Annotated in this window: 23 protein-coding genes and 1 other RNA gene; 7 read left to right on the top strand and 17 right to left on the bottom strand. The window is 34.3% G+C overall.

Annotation, left to right across the window (positions count from 1 at the left end; genetic code table 11):
- Nucleotides 1-44: 44 nt before the first annotated feature.
- The 11 genes from rpmG to ffs all read right to left on the bottom strand — a co-directional run bounded on the left by rpmG (nucleotide 45) and on the right by ffs (nucleotide 8,480).
- The gene (gene rpmG / locus PI23P_RS08345; protein WP_004570366.1) at nucleotides 45-227 is read right to left on the bottom strand and encodes a 50S ribosomal protein L33; all 183 of its coding nucleotides are present in this window, start codon (nucleotides 225-227) and stop codon (nucleotides 45-47) included.
- Between the two features lie 27 nt (nucleotides 228-254).
- Nucleotides 255-494, bottom strand: a complete 240-nt coding sequence (gene rpmB, locus PI23P_RS08340; RefSeq protein WP_004570365.1) for a 50S ribosomal protein L28 — start codon at nucleotides 492-494, stop codon at nucleotides 255-257.
- A gap of 88 nt (nucleotides 495-582) precedes the next feature.
- Nucleotides 583-1,824, bottom strand: coding sequence for a CinA family nicotinamide mononucleotide deamidase-related protein (locus PI23P_RS08335; RefSeq protein WP_004570364.1), 1,242 nt, complete (start codon nucleotides 1,822-1,824; stop codon nucleotides 583-585).
- Nucleotides 1,825-1,879: 55 nt separating this feature from the next.
- Nucleotides 1,880-2,488, bottom strand: coding sequence for a fumarylacetoacetate hydrolase family protein (locus PI23P_RS08330; protein WP_004570363.1), 609 nt, complete (start codon nucleotides 2,486-2,488; stop codon nucleotides 1,880-1,882).
- A 77-nt stretch (nucleotides 2,489-2,565) separates the two neighbouring features.
- Nucleotides 2,566-3,435: a formyltetrahydrofolate deformylase gene (purU, locus tag PI23P_RS08325; RefSeq protein WP_004570362.1), complete on the bottom strand. Its 870-nt coding sequence runs from the start codon at nucleotides 3,433-3,435 to the stop codon at nucleotides 2,566-2,568.
- Nucleotides 3,436-3,476: 41 nt separating this feature from the next.
- A complete protein-coding gene (locus PI23P_RS08320; RefSeq protein ID WP_004570361.1) occupies nucleotides 3,477-4,316 on the bottom strand; it encodes a 1,4-dihydroxy-2-naphthoyl-CoA synthase in 840 nt (279 codons plus the stop codon).
- Nucleotides 4,317-4,319: 3 nt separating this feature from the next.
- On the bottom strand, nucleotides 4,320-4,775 hold the full coding sequence (locus PI23P_RS08315) for a S1 RNA-binding domain-containing protein (protein ID WP_004570360.1): 456 nt from the start codon (nucleotides 4,773-4,775) through the stop codon (nucleotides 4,320-4,322).
- Nucleotides 4,775-6,433, bottom strand: a complete 1,659-nt coding sequence (gene menD / locus PI23P_RS08310) for a 2-succinyl-5-enolpyruvyl-6-hydroxy-3-cyclohexene-1-carboxylic-acid synthase (protein ID WP_004570359.1) — start codon at nucleotides 6,431-6,433, stop codon at nucleotides 4,775-4,777. Before menD ends, PI23P_RS08315 begins: the two co-directional genes overlap by 1 nt.
- 137 nt (nucleotides 6,434-6,570) lie before the next feature.
- Nucleotides 6,571-7,224, bottom strand: a complete 654-nt coding sequence (gene fsa, locus PI23P_RS08305) for a fructose-6-phosphate aldolase (RefSeq protein ID WP_004570357.1) — start codon at nucleotides 7,222-7,224, stop codon at nucleotides 6,571-6,573.
- 198 nt (nucleotides 7,225-7,422) lie between these two features.
- Nucleotides 7,423-8,226, bottom strand: coding sequence for an SDR family oxidoreductase (locus PI23P_RS08300; protein WP_004570356.1), 804 nt, complete (start codon nucleotides 8,224-8,226; stop codon nucleotides 7,423-7,425).
- Nucleotides 8,227-8,381: 155 nt separating this feature from the next.
- Nucleotides 8,382-8,480, bottom strand: an RNA gene (gene ffs / locus PI23P_RS12400) — signal recognition particle sRNA small type.
- A gap of 175 nt (nucleotides 8,481-8,655) precedes the next feature.
- Here ffs and PI23P_RS08295 point away from each other — a divergent pair.
- The 4 genes from PI23P_RS08295 to PI23P_RS08280 all read left to right on the top strand — a co-directional run bounded on the left by PI23P_RS08295 (nucleotide 8,656) and on the right by PI23P_RS08280 (nucleotide 13,787).
- Entirely contained in the window at nucleotides 8,656-9,177 is a 522-nt protein-coding gene (locus PI23P_RS08295; protein ID WP_004570355.1) for a DUF4199 domain-containing protein, read from the top strand.
- A gap of 65 nt (nucleotides 9,178-9,242) precedes the next feature.
- Entirely contained in the window at nucleotides 9,243-10,199 is a 957-nt protein-coding gene (locus PI23P_RS08290) for a glycosyltransferase family 2 protein (RefSeq protein WP_004570354.1), read from the top strand.
- Between the two features lie 43 nt (nucleotides 10,200-10,242).
- A complete protein-coding gene (locus PI23P_RS08285; RefSeq protein WP_004570353.1) occupies nucleotides 10,243-11,958 on the top strand; it encodes a phospho-sugar mutase in 1,716 nt (571 codons plus the stop codon).
- Nucleotides 11,958-13,787 carry an ABC transporter ATP-binding protein gene (locus PI23P_RS08280; RefSeq protein WP_004570352.1) on the top strand — a complete coding sequence of 610 codons (1,830 nt, stop codon included), beginning with the start codon at nucleotides 11,958-11,960 and terminating at the stop codon, nucleotides 13,785-13,787. The genes PI23P_RS08285 and PI23P_RS08280 overlap by 1 nt, the downstream gene beginning before the upstream one ends.
- Here PI23P_RS08280 and PI23P_RS08275 read toward each other — a convergent pair.
- Entirely contained in the window at nucleotides 13,779-15,200 is a 1,422-nt protein-coding gene (locus PI23P_RS08275; protein ID WP_004570351.1) for a CCA tRNA nucleotidyltransferase, read from the bottom strand. The genes PI23P_RS08280 and PI23P_RS08275 overlap by 9 nt on opposite strands.
- Before the next feature lie 320 nt (nucleotides 15,201-15,520).
- Here PI23P_RS08275 and PI23P_RS08270 point away from each other — a divergent pair, with 320 nt between their 5' ends.
- On the top strand, nucleotides 15,521-17,542 hold the full coding sequence (locus tag PI23P_RS08270) for an LTA synthase family protein (RefSeq protein ID WP_004570350.1): 2,022 nt from the start codon (nucleotides 15,521-15,523) through the stop codon (nucleotides 17,540-17,542).
- Nucleotides 17,543-17,596: 54 nt separating this feature from the next.
- Here PI23P_RS08270 and PI23P_RS08265 read toward each other — a convergent pair whose 3' ends face one another.
- Genes PI23P_RS08265 through PI23P_RS08250 form a run of 5 tightly spaced genes read right to left on the bottom strand, consistent with a single transcriptional unit; the run spans nucleotide 17,597 to nucleotide 20,151 of the window.
- Nucleotides 17,597-18,574: a Stealth CR1 domain-containing protein gene (locus PI23P_RS08265; protein WP_004570349.1), complete on the bottom strand. Its 978-nt coding sequence runs from the start codon at nucleotides 18,572-18,574 to the stop codon at nucleotides 17,597-17,599.
- Nucleotides 18,575-18,895: a glycosyltransferase family protein gene (locus tag PI23P_RS08260; protein WP_238300004.1), complete on the bottom strand. Its 321-nt coding sequence runs from the start codon at nucleotides 18,893-18,895 to the stop codon at nucleotides 18,575-18,577.
- 46 nt (nucleotides 18,896-18,941) lie between these two features.
- Complete coding sequence (locus tag PI23P_RS08255) at nucleotides 18,942-19,181, bottom strand: glycosyltransferase family protein (protein ID WP_004570347.1); 240 nt, start codon at nucleotides 19,179-19,181, stop codon at nucleotides 18,942-18,944.
- 11 nt (nucleotides 19,182-19,192) lie between these two features.
- A complete protein-coding gene (locus tag PI23P_RS12850) occupies nucleotides 19,193-19,321 on the bottom strand; it encodes a hypothetical protein (RefSeq protein ID WP_004570346.1) in 129 nt (42 codons plus the stop codon).
- Nucleotides 19,322-19,335: 14 nt separating this feature from the next.
- Entirely contained in the window at nucleotides 19,336-20,151 is an 816-nt protein-coding gene (locus PI23P_RS08250; RefSeq protein WP_004570345.1) for a 2,3,4,5-tetrahydropyridine-2,6-dicarboxylate N-succinyltransferase, read from the bottom strand.
- A gap of 118 nt (nucleotides 20,152-20,269) precedes the next feature.
- Here PI23P_RS08250 and ruvX point away from each other — a divergent pair, with 118 nt between their 5' ends.
- Nucleotides 20,270-20,683, top strand: a complete 414-nt coding sequence (gene ruvX, locus PI23P_RS08245; protein WP_018941831.1) for a Holliday junction resolvase RuvX — start codon at nucleotides 20,270-20,272, stop codon at nucleotides 20,681-20,683.
- Between the two features lie 95 nt (nucleotides 20,684-20,778).
- Complete coding sequence (gene def, locus PI23P_RS08240; protein WP_004570343.1) at nucleotides 20,779-21,369, top strand: peptide deformylase; 591 nt, start codon at nucleotides 20,779-20,781, stop codon at nucleotides 21,367-21,369.
- The last annotated feature ends 6 nt before the right edge of the window (nucleotides 21,370-21,375 follow it).

The raw sequence follows: 21,375 nt of genomic DNA, 5'->3' as shown, positions 1-21,375 counted from the left end.
TGTTTTTAATCTATGTGCTCTGTTCGGAGTTCTAGATGTTATAATTATTTAATTTCTTTATGAACAGTTACTTTATTTAGAATCGAGTTAAATTTCTTAATCTCCATTCTATCAGGACTGTTTTTTTTGTTCTTGGTAGTAATATATCTTGAAGTTCCTGGCTTACCAGTTGCTTTGTGTTCTGTACATTCTAATATTACCTGAACTCTATTTCCTTTTTTTGCCATCTCTGTATAATTTTAAGCTGTACGCCCTTATTTAGTTAAGAATCCGTTAGCTCTTGCTTCCTTTATAACTGCAGAGACTCCTTTCTTGTTAATATTTTTTAAAGCAGATGCAGATACCTTTAAAGTAATCCATTTATCTTCTTCTGGAATGAAAAAACGCTTGGTCATTAGATTAGCGTCAAACTTTCTCTTTGTTCTATTCAAAGCCTTAGAAACATTGTTTCCAACCATTGCTTTTTTACCTGTTAATTCACAAACTCTAGACATCTTTTCGACAGTATTTATAGTGTTATCTCTAAACGAGGTGCAAATCTACACATAATTACAATATTGAACAAAACAAATTGAAAAATTTTTAAAGAATTTCTTTGTGTAATATTTCCAAGGACTTGCTAACGGTCTTATTGATCGTCTTTTCTCTCGGTTGCCCAAAATCAAATTCTTGCACCCATTCCTTTTCATCAGTGATCAAAGCAATATACACCACGCCCACACTTTTATCTGTATTGTCTTTTGTGGGACCCGCATTTCCAGTGACCGCAATCGCATAATTAGTTTGCAACTTCTCTTTGACTCCTCTGGCCATTTCTAAAGCAACCTCTTTACTAACTACAGAGTATTTTTTGATAGTTTCTTCAGAGACCCCTAGTAATTTCACTTTCATTTCTGCTGAATACGCAACAATACTTCCTCTGTAATAAGCGGAAGAACCCGCAATAGCGACTAAAGTTGCAGCTATTTTACCGCCTGTTAAACTTTCTGCTGTCGCAACAGTCTTTTTACTTTTTGTGAGTACCTCTCCAATTTTCTTTTCTAAAGAGGCATCATCATCAATCCCAGTGATAATTTCTGGAATTAATTTATAGACTGCGGCCACTTCCTTGTCAATTGCTTTTTCTAATTGCTCTTTGTAAGCGCCCTTGGCAGACAAACGCAAACGAACTCTCCCAAAAGAAGGCAAATATGCCAATTTTATAAATGCTGGTAAATTGCTCTCTACGGATTCAATTCTTTCGGCAATCGTACTTTCGCCTTGTCCATAAGTCATAATCGTTTTATGAATTATAAAAGGCAATTTAAATTGCTGTTGAATTCTTGGTAAAACCTCTTGCTGAATTAACCCTTTCATTTCGTAAGGAACTCCGGGTAGCGATACGAAAACTGTTTTGTTTTCATAAAACCACATCCCCGGCGCAGTTCCGAAATTATTCATCAATAACGTTGCTTTTGACGGCAGTTGTGCCTGTGCGCGTTGCACCTCTTTGAAAGGGTGATTTATCTTCTTAAAAAGACTTTTAATATGCGCAACAACTTCTGGATATTCGATAACTTGACCGTCTTCAAAAAAGGTTGCAATTGTCTTTTTAGTAATGTCATCTTTGGTAGGCCCTAAACCCCCCGTAATAATTACAATGTCTACTCTTTCTTGAGCTTCTTTTAAAGCATTTAAAATATGCTGTTTATCGTCTTGTATCGAAGAAATTTGATAGATGGAAACTCCAATTTTATTCAGCTGTTTACCAATCCACTGAGAGTTTGAATCTATAATCTGCCCTATCAAAATCTCATCTCCAATCGTTATTATTTCTGCTTTCATATTTTTTTTGAATCTTAAACTTCACCGATTTTATTGACTGTAAGCCACTCTAAATTTATTTAACTCTGATATTAAAAGCCTCTTTATCGGAAATAACTCCTTTTAACTCGTCATTTTCGACAACTTTCCCAACGCCTGCCGGAGTTCCTGTAAATATAATATCGCCTTTTTTTAAAGTAAAATATTGAGATACATAGGCAATTAACGCATCTATCTTCCAAAGCATTACCTCGGTATTTCCGTCTTGCACCAAAGTATTGTTCTTGTATAATTGAAAACTTAAATGTTCTAAATCAAATTGTTCTTTTGGATAAAACGCACCAATAACGGCACTGCCATCAAATGCTTTTGCTTTTTCCCAGGGCAACCCTTTCTCCTTACATTCTTTCTGCACATCTCTTGCAGTAAAATCAATTCCCAACCCGATTTCGTCGTAATATTTATGTGAAAATTTTTCTGCGATGTGCTTTCCTACTTTGTTTATCTTAACTAAAACCTCTACTTCATAATGCACGTCATTAGAAAAGGGTGGGATAAAAAACGGATTTTTTTTCGGCAGTATTGCAGAATCTGGCTTTAAAAAAACAACGGGACTTTCTGGTCTCTCGTTTTCTAATTCGGCGATATGCTTTGCGTAATTGCGCCCAATACAGATTATTTTCATAGTAATAAAAATTGAATGCTTCTACAGATAAATCTCTCGGATAAAATCATACTTAAAAATGCAAATTAGCCGTGCACTTACTCTCCAGCTTCAGGAAAAACAATGGCTCTATTTCCAGAAACTATAATTTGATAATTTAAATGACATTTTACAGCTCTTGCCAACACTAATTTCTCGATGTCTGCACCAATTATTTTTAACGTTGTTGGTGTACTTTCATGTGTTACTGGTTTCACATCTTGCTCAATAATTGGACCTTCATCCAAATCCAATGTCGCATAATGTGCTGTAGCTCCTATCAGCTTCACGCCTCTTTCGTATGCCTTCTTATACGGATTTGCTCCCTGAAAAGCAGGTAAAAATGAATGATGGATATTAATGATTCTTTCTGGATATCTATTGATAAAATTTGACGATAGGATCTGCATATAACGTGCCATAACAACCAGGTCTATTTCGTTGGCGTCTAATACATCCATTACTTGTTTCTCTTGCACTTCTTTGCCATCTTTAGTCACTGGCAAGTAATGAAAAGGAATGTTAAACATTTTGGCAATCGGTCTGAGCTTGTCGTGATTACTCAAAATCACTTTCACATTACAGTCTAAACGCCCTTCTTTTGAACGCTCTAATAAATCGTACAAATTATGACTTGTATGAGAAACCATAATTGCCACATTTTGCTTTTTATCTCCATAATTTACGGACCAGTCAAAATCTAAAGGCGTTGCCAATTCTAAGAAGCTTTTTTCTAAAGATACCTTTGAAATATCAGTCCCGTCTGCATTCAGACGAACTCTCATAAAGTACGTGTCTTCAATTGCATTCACATACTGCTGGCAGCTTACAATGTTAAATCCTTTGTCGTAAAAAAAATTAGTGATTTTTGCAACCAAACCTTTTTGATCTGGACACTTTATTAAAAATGTTACTATTTGTGATTTCATTTTGATTGCGATCGAATTAGTATTTTAAAATTGTGAATTGGCTATGGAATCCATTTTTTCGGGAAATTTGGCTTTCTTTTCTCAAGAAAAGCGTCTCTACCCTCTTTCGCCTCGTCTGTCATATATGCCAAACGCGTTGCTTCCCCTGCAAAAACCTGCTGACCAACCATTCCGTCATCTGTTAAATTCATTGCAAACTTAAGCATTCTTATAGAGGTTGGACTTTTCTCTAAAATCTCTTGTGCCCACTGGTAGGCAGTATTTTCTAAATCTGCATGTGGCACAACAGCATTTACCATTCCCATATCGTAGGCTTCCTGTGCAGAATAACTTCGTCCTAAAAAGAAAATCTCTCTCGCTCTTTTTTGACCTACCATTTTTGCCAAATATGCCGAACCATAACCACCATCAAAAGAAGTTACATCCGCATCGGTTTGCTTAAAAATCGCATGTTCTTTGCTCGCTAAGGTTAAATCACAAACAACGTGTAAGCTGTGTCCTCCACCAACTGCCCATCCTGGAACAACACAGATAACCGCTTTTGGCATAAAACGAATCAATCGCTGTACCTCCAAAATATTCAAACGATGGTATCCGTCTTCTCCAACATAACCTTGGTGTCCTCTTGCTTTTTGATCTCCACCAGAACAGAAAGAATACACGCCATCTTTTGAACTTGGTCCTTCCGCAGAAAGCAATACAACCCCAATATTTACGTCTTCGCCAGCGTCATAAAAAGCGTCGTACAATTCTTTTGTTGTTTTTGGTCGAAAGGCATTTCTAACATCCGGTCTGTTAAAAGCTATTCTCGCGACTCCATTCGACTTTGTATAGGTAATATCTTCGTAAACTTTCGCAGTTTTCCAATCAGCTGTAATCATACTTTACTTTTTATTTAATACAATTCTGTCTTCTTCAATAACAATTAGCTTTTGTTTATATAAATGCCCAACTGCTTTTTTAAATGCTTTTTTACTCATTTTCATATGGAAACGAATGGAGTCTGGCGAACTTTTATCCGTGATTAAAATAAACCCTTCTTTGCTGTTTTTTAACCTCGCCATCACCTTATCAACGTCAGAATCAATCACATTTCTAAAACCTTGTGGTCTTAATGAGACATCTATCTTGCCGTCTTCCCGAATGTTTTTCACGTATCCCGTAACTTCCATGTTCTCTTCTAATGCTTGAAAAACTTCACTTCTAAAAAGTAAGCCGTCAAATTCTTCGTTTATTAGAACCGTATAGCCTAAACCTGTTTCCGTTTCAATGACTAGGCTTACCTTATCGCCCTCTTTCAAATTCATCGCTCCCTCTTGCACATCCTCTTGTAAATCCATTATTGTATCTTTTTAAAATATGTTTTTAAAATTAGATCATTTTCTGCACTTGGCGTAAAAATCTCTAATATTTTTGGTTTTTCTGAGGCTTCAAAAAATCCCTCTAGCTCTTTCGTTACAGATGCTGTAGAATATGCTTGTTGGTATTCAAAGCCAAACATCTTGCACAAGTGCTCTCCAGTTAAACAATGTGGCGTTGTAAAATACGCTTCCGCGTTTGTAGTTGCGGGGCCTGGAATAATTTTAAAAATACCACCACCAGAGTTGTTGATAATAATAATTCTAAAATTCACAGGAATATAGCTATTCCACAGCGCATTACTATCATAAAAAAAACTCAAATCTCCTGTTATAAAGGCGGTTTGATTTTTATTTGCAAAAGCCGCTCCAATAGCGGTACTCGTGCTACCATCAATACCACTAGTTCCTCTATTACAAAAAATATTAATCGATTTTTTAATAGAGAATAACTGTGCATATCTAATAATTGAACTGTTACTGATCTGTAATTCAATAGGTTCTGGAATGCTGTCTAAAACTTGTTCAAATACTTTAAAGTCAGAATGTTTCAAATCCTTAAAATAGCGTGTATGTTTCGCTCTTCTCTGATCTCTAAAATTAATCCATTTTGATTGATAATTACTTTTTAAAGGTTTAATAAAACTATTAAAATGAGCAAAAAAATCTACGGGGGAGGTCTGAATAAATTCTGACAAACAAAAGAAGGTATTTGTTGCTTTTTTCTCATCAATGTTCCAATGATGTTCTGGCGGATATGTCCTTAAAAAACGTTTTATTCTTTTAGAAACAATCATCCCTCCAAAAGTGATCAGAACTGCTGGTTTTAAATCTTGAAACTCTGCGTTTTCTAACGAAAATATAAGCTGGTCTATGGAGTCAATTGCCTTTTCATGGTGCAAATTAGAAGTGGTTTCAGTAAAAATTAACACAGAATCATCTCCAGCATACAGGTCTATTAGCTTGTGTAGTTCTGCATTTGGATAACTAACACCTACCAAAATCATCTTCTTTTCAGCAGCGTTCCAAATGTCTGCCAATTTCTTATAATTGATATTTGAGTTGTCCAAAGAACTCATAGAAATGTGTGGAAAATGATATTTATTTAAATTCGCCACTGTTTCATATAAAGGCTCATCAAAAGGAACATTGATATGAACGGGGCCTTTTTGAGATACCGCTATTTGTAAAGCTTCTCCAATTAGCTGGGAATTCCGCGTTTTATATTTTTCATTTTCAATCAAATTAGCTGAAAATAAAATGTGGTTTTCAAAGACATTTTCCTGTCTAATTGTTTGACCGTCTCCAATATCAATCAAGTGTTTGGGCCTGTCTGCAGAAATAATTACCAGTGGAATATTACTGTAAAAAGCCTCTGCGATTGCTGGATAATAATTTAATAAAGCAGAACCAGAGGTGCACAAAACTGCCACAGGTTTTTGTTTTTGTTGCGCAATACCTAAGGCAAAAAAACCAGCGCACCGCTCATCTACCACGCTTAAAGTTTCTATTTCTTTGTGATTGGAAAAACCGATGGTAAGCGGCGCATTTCGGGAACCTGGAGAAATCACAACCGTATCAATTTTAAATTGAATACAAGCTGAAATTACAATTTGTGCGAGTTCTTTTTTTGGATACATATATGAAAGTGCAAAGGTACAAAGTTTACAAATTATAATGTTTTATTATGAAGACAATTTTTAAAGCCGAAAAAAGTCAGAAAGTAAAAAGGTTTTCCTTTTTACTTTCTGACTTTTTTCAAAAAAAATGAGGTCGCTTAGTTCCCTTTTTGATAATCTGCTAAAAACTGTGCTAAACCACTATCTGTTAATGGATGTCTTAACAAACCTTCAATTGCACTTAAAGGACCTGTCATAACATCTGCGCCTAATTTAGCACAATCTATAATGTGCATTGTATGTCTTACAGAAGCTGCTAAAATTTGAGTTTCAAAACCATAATTGTCATAAATTAAACGAATCTCTGCGATTAAATTTAAACCATCTGTAGAAATATCATCTAAACGCCCAATAAAGGGAGATACATAGGTAGCACCTGCTTTTGCTGCCAACAATGCTTGTCCTGCAGAAAAAACTAAGGTCACATTTGTTTTTATTCCTTTTGAAGAAAAATATTTACACGCCTTGATACCGTCTTTTATCATTGGTACTTTTACCACAATTTGCGGATTTAAAGCAGCCAAAGCCTCACCTTCTTTTACCATTCCGTCAAAATCTGTTGCAATAACTTCCGCAGATACATCACCTTCTACCAATTCACAAATTTCTTTGTAATGATTGATAATGTTTGCCGCTCCGGTAACTCCCTCCTTCGCCATTAGCGATGGGTTTGTAGTGACCCCATCTAAAATCCCTAATGCTTGCGCTTCTTTAATTTGTTCTAAATTTGCAGTATCGATAAAAAATTTCATGTGTATTTATTTAGTTGTAATTATTATTTTGTTGATAGATTCTCAGGTACAAAAGCGATTAGATGTTCCTTTTAACTTTACTTTATAAAAGAAATACGTGCCGAATTAACTACTGTAAAGGTAGCAACTTACACTTCAATTTATGAGCAGCAGTAGAATTATCTTTACAGCACTTATAAACAGAACCACTGATTTTTCTTATAATTTATAGTGCTGCATTACTATTTTCTCATACATTCTATCTGACAGCATTCTTTTTAAAACAATAGAAAATTTTTCCAAAAACCCACCCACTTTGTAATGAATTTTAGGATGCTTTGTATTCAAAATTGCATAGATTTTCTTCGCCATTTCCGTAGGATTTTTCCCGCTATTGACATGGGCATTCATCAGGTCTAAATTTATTTGATATTTTTCTTTGTATGCAGATTGTTCTGAAATTGGTGCGTGATATCTGCCAGCGGCAATATTGGTTGCAAAATCTCCTGGAGCTACGTTCACAACATGTATTCCAAAAGGCTTAACCTCCATACTTAAGGTCTCTGTTATCAATTCTAAAGCCCCTTTTGTTGCAGAATATAGACCTCGAAAGGGCAATCCCGTGTACCCCGCAATAGAAGTAATGTTTATTATAATTCCTGATTTTTGGCGCCGCATTCCTGGCAATACTGCTTTTATAACATCAATAGCACCAAAAAGATTAGTATTAAAAACAGCTCGCATTTCTTCCGTTGGCGTTTCTTCGATAGGACCTGTAATTCCCATTCCTGCATTATTTACCAATACATCAAGCCTACCTTCATTTTTTATTATTAGTTGAACTGCAGTTTGTATGGTTTCTGTGTTTAAAACATCTAGAACGATCAATTTAAAAGGAAAATCTCTTTCATTTTTAGGCTTCCTACTGGTACCATAAACAACATATCCTTTTTCGGATAGGAAGGAAGCAACCCCTTCTCCAATTCCTGAAGAAGCACCCGTAACTAAAACAATTTTATTCATATTCTTTCAAATTATGTCATTGCACAGACCTATTAAGCACTGCTTTATTTATGTAATCTGCACAAATATCAATAAAGTAAAAGAAGGATACTAAAAAGGAGTAAGTTTTATTCAAGTAAACTGTGAAGAAGGTTTTAAAAAAGTTTAAAAGAAAAAAATGGCAAGCGACCTACATCACACCGCTACAACCTAATACCTTTGCTGTGTTCCCACCCTGGAGGATTCAAAGGGAGCTAGTTGTGTAGGACTTGCCAAGGCAAATTTACAATCTATTTTTATTTATACAAATAAAATAATGCTAATTTTTTTCACACTTTTTTAAGGTACTGACTGCTAATCCATTATTTTGAAAACTTATAATAATTTATAAAAAATAAGACTATCTCGATGAAATGAATATATTTGTCTAAATAACAAAAAAAAAATAACATGGAAAATCAGGTAAACAGTAAAAACTTTATGATTAATAACGGCATAATATTAGGCGTTGCTAGTGTCTTATTTTTGCTAGTAATGTATGCCACTGGAAATCATTTATCTCCTCACTGGTCTGCTTCTATAATAAACGCAATCATCTTTATTGGAGTCATTATATATGGAATTAAGCAATTTAAAGCAGCAAATAATAACTTTCTATCCTGGGGCCAAGGCGTTAAGATAGGTGTTGGTGTTGCCATTGTTGGTGGTTTAATTGTAGTTGTTTATAATTACCTCTTCATGAATTTCATTGAACCTGATTTTATGAACCAAATGATGGAAATACAGAATCAAACATTTTTAGATCAAGGTTTAACGGAAGAACAAATTGAAGCTGCAAATGCAATGACTTCAACTTTCTCCTCTCCAGGAATTATGGCTGCCGTTGGTATTATTAGTTATGCAATTGGTGGTTTTATAATTGCTGCAATCGCTGCTGCAATCATGAAAAAATCAGAAGAAGAAAATTATTAAGATTATCATTTTAGTTTGAAAGTTCTAATATAGCGCTTTCAAACTTTAAACTTTGCCGAAAAAACATGGATATTTCTTTAGTAATTCCTCTTTTAAATGAAGAAGAGTCTTTACAAGAGCTACACGACTGGATCGCAAAAGTCATGCAGTCAAAGCAGTACAAATACGAAATTATTTTTATTGATGACGGAAGTACAGACACCTCTTGGAAAGTAATCGAAACAATATCCACATCAAACAAAGCTGTAAAAGGAATTCGTTTTCAGAAAAATTTTGGAAAATCGCAAGCTTTAGATGCTGGTTTTGACATGGCGCAAGGAAATGTCGTAATCACGATGGATGCTGATCTCCAAGACAATCCTGACGAAATACCTGCATTGCACGACTTGATTATTAAGGGAGGTTACGATTTAATCTCGGGATGGAAAAAGAAAAGGTACGACAACGTCATCACCAAAAACATCCCTTCTAAATTATTTAATGCCGCCGCTAGAAAAACTTCGGGATTAAAATTACACGATTTTAATTGCGGACTGAAAGCATACAAAAAGGAAGTTATTAAAAGTATAAAAGTTAGTGGAGAAATGCACAGGTACATTCCTGTATTGGCAAAAAATGAAGGATTCACTAAAATTGGAGAAAAAATAGTGCAGCATCAAGCACGCAAATATGGTGAGACCAAATTTGGTATCGATCGCTTTATAAATGGCTTTCTCGATTTAATCACCATCTCCTTTTTATCTAAGTTTGGCAAACGCCCTATGCATTTTTTTGGCCTTTTGGGCAGTCTCATGTTTTTGTTCGGAGTTACTTCTGCCTTTTATATCGGTGTTTTAAAAATATATCGACTGTCTACAAAGGTGAAAACAATATTAGTGACAGACAATCCTTGGTTTTTTATTGCACTCACCGCTATGATTTTGGGAACTTTATTGTTTTTAGCCGGTTTTATTGGCGAATTAATAATTAAGACCAAAAGCCACGAAAAACACTACTCAATTAGAGAAAAACTCAACTTCTAAAATGTATATTTGCGTATTATTAGCATCAATTATACCTTTATAAATGACTGAAATATTAGACAAAGCAAAGCAGTGGCTATCGCCAACTTTTGATACCGAAACCCGACAAGAAATACAACAATTAATAACAACAAATGCACCTGACCTAGCAGATAGATTCTATAAAGATATGGAGTTTGGTACGGGAGGAATGCGTGGAATTATGGGTGCAGGAACAAATCGTGTAAACAAATATACGTTGGGACGAGCTACTCAAGGGTTGTCTAATTACCTCACTGAAAATGTAAAAAAAGAACAGCTAAAAGTTGTCATCGCATATGATTGTAGACACAACAGCAAAAAGTTCGCAAAAATTGTTGCAAATGTTTTCTCTGCAAATAAGATTAAAGTATTTCTTTTTGAAGACTTGAGAGCTACTCCAGAATTGTCTTTCGCTGTGCGCCACTTAGACTGTGATGCTGGTATTGTGTTAACAGCCTCACACAATCCTTCTGAGTATAATGGCTACAAAGTATATTGGGCAGATGGTGGACAAATAGTTCCGCCACATGATGGTAAAATTATTAAAAATGTAAACGCACTGGACTTTTCTGAAATCAATTTTAATGCAAATACTGCGCTAATTGAAAGCATTGGAGCAGAAGTTGACGACGTTTTTATTGATGCCTCTGTTAAACATGGTTGCTTGTCTAAATCTATTGACCGAAAAAATTTAAAAGTAGTATTTACCTCTTTGCATGGAACCTCTATTGTTTCTGTGCCGGATACCCTTGCGAAAGCAGGATATTCAGATGTACACCTCGTTGCAGAACAAAGTGCTCCCGATGGAGATTTCCCAACAGTTATGTCTCCAAATCCGGAAGAACCAGAAGCTTTAAAAATGGCCACAGACCTAGCTGATAAAATTGGCGCTGACATTGTTGTTGGTACTGACCCAGATTGCGATCGACTGGGGGTTGCGGTAAGGGACACTGACGGAAATATGAAATTGATGAATGGAAACCAAACCATGGTTTTGATGACGGAGTTTTTATTAAAGAAATGGAAAGAAACAGGAAAGATTAATGGCAAACAATTTATAGGATCTACCATTGTCTCTACCGAGTTGGTAAATGCAATTGCATCCAGTTATCATGTTGAAACCAAAGTAGGTCTTACAGGATTTAAATGGATCGCTAAAATGGTGAAAGATTTTCCAGAGCTCGATTTTATTGGCGGTGGAGAAGAAAGTTTTGGATACATGGTGGGTGATTTTGTACGAGATAAAGATGCTGTCACAGCAACTTTATTAGCCTGCGAGGTAGCTGCGTATGCAAAACAAAACGGAAGTTCTTTTTATGAGGAATTATTAAATGTTTACGTTAAAAATGGATTTTACAAGGAGCATTTAATCGCGATTACAAAAAAAGGAATGGATGGTGCTGAAGAAATTCAGCAAATGTTAAGCACAATGCGCAACAATCCGTTAAAAGAAATTGATGGCGAACAAGTGGCATCACTTTCAGACTACCAAGCATCTACAAAAAAAGATTTAATTACTGGGAAAATCACAACTATTGAATTACCGAAATCGAATGTACTGATATATCAAACAATCAACGGAACCAGAATTGCAGCAAGGCCCAGTGGAACGGAACCAAAAATAAAGTTTTATTTCAGTGTCAATGCACTCTTAGATTCAAAAGAGAATGCTAAGAAAGTAGAGTTAGAACTCGATGCAAAGATTCAAAGAATTATTAAGGAAATGAAGCTAGGTTAATGGGATACTTTAGAGACATTTTAAAATATGAGAAGAAGTATCGGAAATTTACGATCCTAAACATCCTGTTTAATATTCTATATGCTGTTTTTAATGTACTCTCTGTACTGGCTTTTATTCCTGTTTTAGGAATTTTATTTGACACTGACAACGCAGTTATAAAAACTCCAGTATACACGGGAATTAAAAGTATTGCTGCGTATGCAAAAGAAAGTTTCTATTATTTTATCTCTCAAAAAATAGAAAATGAAGGAGCAATACATGTTTTATTTTTCATTTGCGCGCTTACATTCACTCTTTTTTTATTCAAAAACTTATTCCGATATCTAGCGTCCTATGTGCTGGTGTTCCTGAGAAATGGAGTCGTAAAAGACCTAAGAGATACGCTGTATCATAAAATCATAACACTACCCTTAGCTTATTTTTCTGAAAAGAAAAAAGGAGATATCATTGCGAGAATGACCATCGATGTGCAGGAAGTAGAAATTTCTTTTTTAACTTCTTTAGAAGCCATTGTTAGAGAGCCTTTAACGGTAATTATTTCTTTGTCAATGATGTTAATTCTCAGTGTAAAATTAACTTTATTTGTATTTGTGCTATTGCCCGTTTCTGGTTTTATAATCTCATCCATAAGCAAAAAACTAAAGGCAAATTCACTCAAAGCACAAAAGGAGACTGGAAATTTCCTATCCTTCATAGAAGAGACCTTAACTGGTCTAAGAGTTATTAAAGGTTTTAATGCCGAGGAAGTAATCGAAACAAAGTTCAACACTTCTACTACAAAGTTTCGAAACTTAATGACGAGCGTTTTACATCGAAAAACATTGGCTTCGCCCATGAGTGAGTTTTTGGGCTCTGCCACAATTATTGCTATTTTGTATTATGGAGGGAAGTTAGTTTTAGAAAATAACAGTCCACTAAAAGCAGAAGAGTTTTTTGGATATATCGTATTGTTCTACACTGTTTTAAATCCAATAAAAGCAATCACAACGGCCTATTACAATATTCAGAAGGGAGAAGCTTCAGCAGAAAGAATTATGGAGGTGCTACATACTGAGGACAGCATAAGAGATGCGCCAAACGCAACGATAAAAGAAGAATTCAAAGCGCATATTGAGTTTAAAAATATCTCCTTCAAATACAAAGATACCTATGTCCTAAAAGATTTCTCTCTAACCATCAAAAAAGGAGAAACAGTTGCCTTGGTGGGACAGTCGGGTAGTGGAAAATCTACCTTAGCCAACCTAATTACACGTTTTTATGATGTTCATAAGGGAGGTATTTATATTGACGGCGAAAGTATCAAAAAAGTAACAAAAAAATCCTTGAGAAATTTGATGGGAATAGTTTCACAAGAATCTATTTTATTCAACGACACCATTGCGAACAACATCAAGTTAGGAGCACAAAATGCAACAGATGCCGCAATTCTAGAAGCAGCTACCATTGCAAATGCGGATGAGTTCATTCAAAATTTACCAGCAAAATACGATACAAATATTGGAGATAGCGGAAACACACTTTCAGGTGGACAGAAACAACGCTTATCCATCGCCCGTGCTGTTTTAAAGAATCCGCCAATTATGATTTTAGACGAGGCTACTTCGGCATTGGATACAGAATCAGAACAGTTTGTCCAACTCGCTTTAGAAAAAATGATGCAAAACAGAACTTCGTTAGTCATTGCCCATCGTTTGTCTACAATTCAGAAAGCAGATATGATTGTGGTCCTTAAGAAAGGTCAAATTGTAGAACAAGGAAAACATGAAGAATTGCTTGCCAAAAAAGGGGAATACTATAAGCTAGTAACTATGCAATCGTTAAGCTAGAATAAATCCTAAACTTTGTCCTTTCTCGATCATAAAATCATAACATTCTTTGTGCTCGTTTGGTATTTGTCCTTCTAAAATAGCCTCTTTAATAGCCTCTTTTATTTGTCCGATCTCCTTACACGGTTTTAAATTAAAGGCAGCAATAATCTCTTGGCCAGAAACCGGTGGTTGAAAATTACGCACGCGATCTCTTTCCTCTACTTCTTTAATCTTCAAACGGACTACCTCAAAATTTTGATGGTATCTTTTAAATTTCTTAGGGTTTTTTGTAGTTATATCCGCCTCGCACAAAGTCATTAAAGAATGAATGTCATCCCCCGCATCAAAAACCAAACGCCTAACAGCAGCATCTGTAACATCCGTTGCTAAAACAATGGGACGGGAACTTAATAAAACCATTTTTTGAACAAATTTCATTTTGTTATTCAATGGCATTTTTAACCTTTTAAATAATCTATACACCATTTTAGAGCCCACAAATTCGTGGGAATGAAAAGTCCAGCCTACCTTTTTACTAAACCTTTTCGTAGGTGCTTTTCCAATATCATGCAATAGTGCAGACCAGCGCAACCAAATATCTTCTGTATTTTCAGAGATATTATCAACCACCTCTAGGGTGTGATAAAAATTATCTTTGTGCTTTTGGCCTTCTACTTCCTCTACTCCTTTTAAATCTATTAATTCTGGAAGCAACTGAGAAAGTAAATTTGTTTGTTCCAATAATAAGAACCCAATAGATGGCTTAGTGGATGCCATAATCTTATTTATTTCATCTACAATACGTTCTCGAGTAATAATTTCTAAGCGCTCTGAATTCTTCTCAATCGCTACTAAAGACGCTTCCTCAATTGTAAAGTTTAACTGGGTTGCAAACCGAATTGCACGGAGCATTCTAAGAGGATCATCAGAATAAGTGATCGCTGGATTTAAAGGAGTTCTGATACATGCATTTTTTAAATCTTCCATTCCATGGAATGGATCTAACAGTGCACCAAAGTTCTCTTCATTTAGACTTAAAGCCAAAGCGTTGATTGTAAAATCTCTTCTATTCTGGTCTTCTTGCAAAGTTCCCTCGAAAACCTCTGGATTTCTACTTTCTTCAGAATAGGATTCCTTTCTAGCCCCTACAAACTCAATTTCAATATCTTTATAGCGCAACATTGCTGTCCCATACGTTTTAAAAATTTGTACTTTTGGTTTGTTAGGTAATAAAGAAGCTACTTTCTCCGCAAGTGCTATTCCGCTTCCAATAGCAACAATGTCGATGTCTTTTGCAGTACCTCTTTTTAAAAAGAAATCTCTCACAAAACCACCAATCACATAGCTTTCTATGTGCAAGTGTTTTGATGCTTCAGAAATTATTTTAAATATATCTGATGATAACGCTGCTGTATAAATTTGTTTCCCCATGAATTTAACTTTTTAAAAATTGGATATTGTTACCTTCAATTTTTAAAATAGTTGATGGTCTTTTAATCACTTTAATACGGTACAAATTTACTATATAATCAACAGAATCCAAAATGGACTACAGAATTTATTAAAATGTTTTTTAGAGCAAAACCATCCCTAAAAAATGAAACCTCACTCCATTAAAAGTTTTTCTAATTCTTCGCGTTTTGCATAGATATCTTGTAACACGTCCTTGAAATTTTAAGTTGTTTATTGTTTGGGAACGGTAGGTACAAAGTATTTCTAAAAATAGTATCTTTGAATTTTATTATAAAAATATGCTTAAAAAAATACCGAATTACATAAAATACATCTTCACAAATGTTTTATTTCTGTTTATTTACATTGCTTTTTTCAGAGGGCTCTTCTACTTGTTTTTCGCACAGCTAGAAAACAATATTGCCTCTGAAATACAAAAAGCAATTCTACTTGGCCTTCGTTTTGACTTAAAATTGGCAGCGCTCACTTTTTTCCCACTTGCACTATTAGTTCTAATTACAAATTATCGCTTTTTTGAAAATCAAATTTACAAAAAAATTGCTGCTGTTTACTTAACCTTTTCGTATCTCATTTTGACGCTATTTTATATTTTTGACTTTGGATATTATGAATATTTATCCATTCGTCTCGATGCATCTTCCCTTCGATTTTTAAGCAATTTCAAAATCTCTTTTCAGGTTTTAATTGAAAGTTACCCTGTTTACAAGGGCGCTATTGGCTTGCTCATCTTAGCTTTTGTCAGCTATCGATATGCTACATTTATATATTCCCTGTTTTCTGAAATTCAGCAAAAAATAACAAACAAACTTAAAGCAGTATTCTTTATTTTAAGTATTCTCTTACTCTCTTTCGGCGTTTACAATAGTTTTACGCACTATCCCTTGCGATGGAGTGAAGCTTTCTTTTCTAAAAACAATACAATAAATCAGTTTACACTAAATCCTGTTTTATACTTTTTTGACAGTTTTGCCTTCCGAAGTGAAGGCGTAGATCTTGAGAAATTTAAAACGTATTACCCTGTAATTGCGAAACAATTAAACCTCCCTCAAGACAGTGTTCATTTTAAGAAAAAAGTAACTTTTAACGATCCGTTTATAGAAAAACCTAATATTATATATGTAATGTTAGAATCTACAGGAACTGCAACCCTAAGTTTCTATGGAAACCCTTTGGATAGTTCTCCGAAAATGGATTCCATTATCAAAAAGAGTTTAAATTTTTCTAAATTCTATGTACACAAGCCAGGAACCGCAGCCAGTGTTTTTGCAAGTATTACAGGTTTGCCAGATATTGAAGATGTAAAAACAGCTTCTAGAAATCCTTTAATCATAGACCAACGAATTATTTTTGATCAACTAGATGGCTACGCAAAACGCTACTTTCTTGGAGGGTCTGCAAACTGGGCAAATATTAGAGGCGTTTTTCAATCAAATATAAAAGACTTGAAGATCTTTGAAGAGGGAAGCTTTGAAGAAGAAAACAGAGCTGATGTCTGGGGTATTGACGATTACGACTTGTTTAAAGAATCTGACAAAGAGCTGCAAAAACTTCATAAAGAAGGAAAACCTTTTGTTGCGTATATACAAACAGCAACCAACCATATGCCTTTTACAATTCCCAATAAAAAGGAGAATTTTAGCGCAATTTCAGAAAATGATATTGATGAAAAAACTTTGTTAAAAGGAGGTTTTCGGTCTTTAGGCCAGTTAAATGGAATTCGATATTTAGACTTTAATGTTGCACGGTTTTTAGAGAGAGCGAAAACAGCGGGTTATTACGATAATTCTATTTTTGTGTTTTTTGGAGATCACCAAGGTGGTATGAAAAAACTGGACTTTTTAAAAAATAATGAAGATGCATTAGGAATTCAAGTACACCACGTTCCCTTTTTTATTCATTCTCCAAGATATGCCAAACCGCAAAAAATAACTAAATATGCAAAATTAATTGATGTGTTTCCTACTGTGACCAGTTTAGCTAAAATAAACTACGACAACTATACCTTAGGACAAGATTTATTAGATAGTATGACCAACAACACGGCTGCCTTTGTGTATCTACAAAATAAAGGTGAGAAAGCGGTAGGACTGCTAAAAGACGGCTATTACCTCGAAAAAACAAACAGTTCTAAAAAGTCAAGTTTATTTAGTTTAGAAACAAACAAAGTGAAAAACATCAAACTTGAGAAACCCGAGATAGCACAAGCAATGGATAGCCTATTATCTGCCTTTTATCACAGCACTAAATATTTATATTTCAATAATAAAAAACAAGCTAAGAAGCTCTCAGAAATAAAATAGGACAGTTTTAAAAATATGAAAAATATAGTATTATTTATTTTTATCCATCCTGTACTACTGGTATTTATTATATAACCAAGATTTGATATACTGTAATTTCTTTTCGGAACTTTGATTTAAACTTTGCATACAAAGAAAAAGTTTATTTTGATCTTTCGCCATATAGTTCAACTTCAACTTTATCCAAAAAAACGGTTTTTTATAATTTTGCAAGTAGATTAATTGACAGTCTTTTTTAAAAATAAAAGTGTTCTTCTTTATTTCTAAATGGTTTGACAAAGAATGACAAACAAACTGACTTGGATGTCTAAATCGGTATTTAATGTTTTTTTCTAATACATTTGAATGTTTCTCAAAATAATTAGATAAAGTACTCTTTCTAAGAGACGAAGGAGTGTGTTTTGGTAAAATATATTTTTCCATTTTTAAGAACTTTGCAGATTTCTGCAAGCCTTGATTGTGACTGTAACTATTCTTTTTCTTCCCTAAAAAATCTTGAAAAAAAGCTTTTAATTTTTTATGCCAAATATCTTCATGAAACAGTTTCCATCTACCTCTAATGATAGGCACTCTTTTTATAAAAAAATCTGTAGCTGTAGTTTTATTAAGAATAAAAAAATCATCATTAAAGTATAAAAAATGCTCTGAAAGATTCGGTATTTTATACAGTAGCGATTCTATAGATAAAGAATTAAAAGTGGGCAAATATTGATGATATCCCGAAAAAATAGTTCTGTGATCTACTATAAAAACCGTGGGATATTCGATTTTAGCCTTTTCAATGTCTTTTAAGAAATCTGGTGTTTGATTGTCAGTAACGATATAAATATTTCTTACAAATTTGGCATACTTAAGAATTGACTTCACTGAAAATTCAATTTCATTTACTTGATCGTAGCGCATTCCAATAGACTTGGTATCTAAAAAGCTACTATTTTCAAGAAAGCCAGCCATTTTTTGCTTGTGTTTTTGGTCATTTCCGTCTACCCAAGTGATAACAGCGTCCACGACAAAATCTTCATCTGTTTGCATTTAATGTGTTTTCTTGTTCAACAACCAAAGTTTAATGTAACGAGTCAGTTCGCCATACGCCTGAGTCTTTGCTACTAAAAATCCTGTAAAGCCGTCTAAAAACCCAAGGCGAATTACATAGTGAATGAAAAACCTAGCAGCTGGTTTTATCATGACATGATAAATAGTTACTTGCATTCTTTTTTCATATAACTCTTGTGCTCTTATGGCTCCGTAATGATTCATTTTAGAAATATAATGACCATAGTTACGATAGGAAAAATGATCAATCTTATTTTTAAAAAAACCCAAGGTTCCCGAAGCTGGGATTCTCTCATGCACAAGACCTTTGTATTTACAATGCTCTTTAAGAAATAAACGAATCACCTTATCTCTTTGAAATCCAGAGTAGTTTACTTTTTTTTGCAAAAATAAAAAGTTCTCCGAACGTAAAAACCAACAAGACCTTTAGTATTTTAACAGCTGCAATTATTTCTTTTACAACCGCAGGAGTAACTCTTTCGTCAGCATTTAAAATATAAATCCATTCATGCGAAACCTGATCAATTGCAAAGTTTTTTTGTGATGAAAAATCATCAAACTTTCGTTTAATGATTTTTACATTCATTTTTCTGCAATTTACAACATTTTATTCGTGCTTAAAGAATCTATAACAATAATTTCATCTGCGAAACCTAAAGATTCTATCGCTTCTTTAATATGAATTTCTTCATATAAGGTGGGTATAATAGCCGTAATTTTTGTCATCGCTTTTTGACGTATTAAACAGCCACATCATATTCACGCAATGCATCGTTTAAAGATGTTTTTTTATTTGTGCTTTCCTTTCTTTTACCAATTATTAGTGCGCAAGGCACATTAAATTCTCCTGCAGCGAACTTTTTTGTATAACTTCCTGGAATCACCACGGACCTTGCTGGAACCTCTCCTTTCGTTTCAACTGGTGTATCGCCAGTAACGTCTATAATTTTAGTACTCATCGTTAGCACAACATTGGCACCTAAAACGGCCTCTTTTCCAATTCTAACGCCTTCAACCACAATACATCTAGAACCAATAAATGCCCCATCCTCTATGATAACTGGAGCCGCTTGTAATGGCTCTAAAACACCGCCAATACCTACACCACCAGAAAGGTGTACATTTTTACCAATTTGTGCACACGAGCCAACGGTAGCCCAAGTATCAACCATAGTGCCTTCATCTACATAGGCACCAATATTCACATAACTTGGCATTAAAATAGTTCCTGGCGCAATATACGCCCCATGTCTTGCAACCGCATTTGGTACTACTCTAATACCTCTTTTTGCAAAATTTCTTTTTAGAGGAATTTTGTCATGATATTCAAAAATACCAGCCTCTAATATTTCCATTTTTTGAATCGGAAAATACAAAACTACCGCCTTCTTTACCCATTCGTTCACTTGCCAACCTTCTGCTGTTGGCTCTGCAACTCTTAACGCACCTTCATCTAATAAGTCAACCACTTTCCGAATGGTATTGATGGTCTTTTGGTCCTTAAGTAAGTCTCTATTATTCCAAGCCAACTCTATAATTTCTCTAATTTCTTCCATATTTTATCTTCTTTCCGCAAATATAAATTTATCTACAAAAACAGAATGCTAAGATACTTTATTTAAACAGATATTTATGCCTTGTTTAAAAAACGTATTTTTGCAAAAACAATTATACATGGCTAGGATTTTAGCAATAGATTTCGGAAAAAAAAGAACGGGAATCGCAGTAACAGACGAATTACAGATCATCGCATCTGGACTTACAACAGTCAACACTGATGAATTGTTACCCTTTTTGAAAGAATACAGTTCCAAAGAAAAAGTAGGACTTATTTTAATTGGTCACCCAAAACAAATGGACAATTCCGATAGTGAAAGTGAAGTACTAATTCTTCCATTTATTAAAAAATTAGAAAAATTATTGCCTCAAATCCCACTAAAAAGAGTGGACGAGCGGTTTACTTCTAAAATGGCTTTTCAGACAATGATTGACGGCGGAATGAAAAAAAAACAACGAAGAAACAAAGCGATGGTAGATGAAATTAGCGCCACTATTATTTTACAATCCTATTTGTATCACCAACATTAAAGCTCGCAAACAGCTTGCTGTTAAATTCACAATTCAAAAATTCGTAATTTGTTATTGTAAATCGTACTTTTGCAAACGTTTTTAAATAAAAATAAATGATTTTACCAATTATTGCTTATGGAGATCCTGTCTTAAGAAAAGTTTCTGAAGACATCCCTGAAGACTATCCAGACTTAGATAAATTAATTCATAATATGAGAGAGACCATGTACAATGCATCTGGCGTTGGACTGGCAGCTCCTCAAATTGGAAAAGCAATACGGTTGTTTTTAATTGATGCTTCTCCTTTTGCAGAAGACGAAGAACTATCAGAAAAAGACAGAAATGTATTAAAAACATTTAACAAAGTTTTTATAAACGCCCAAATTATCGCAGAAGAAGGAGAAGAATGGGTATTTAATGAAGGGTGTTTATCAATTCCTGATGTGCGCGAAGATGTGTCTCGACAGCCTGTAATAAAAATTAAATATCAAGATGAAAACTTTAAAAAGCATTTTGAAACTTTAGAGGGCTTGGCGGCAAGAGTATTTCAACATGAATACGATCACATTGAAGGGATTTTATTTACAGACAAGCTTTCAACATTGAAAAAAAGAATCATTAAAAAAAAGTTAGAAAATATTTCTAAGGGAAAAATTGCAGCTGATTACAGAATGCGTTTCCCAAATTTAAAAAAAGGCAAATAGTCTTCA

The organism is Polaribacter irgensii 23-P (assembly GCF_000153225.1).
Lineage (GTDB): Bacteria > Bacteroidota > Bacteroidia > Flavobacteriales > Flavobacteriaceae > Polaribacter > Polaribacter irgensii.
This window is presented reverse-complemented; position numbering and strand designations above follow the sequence as displayed.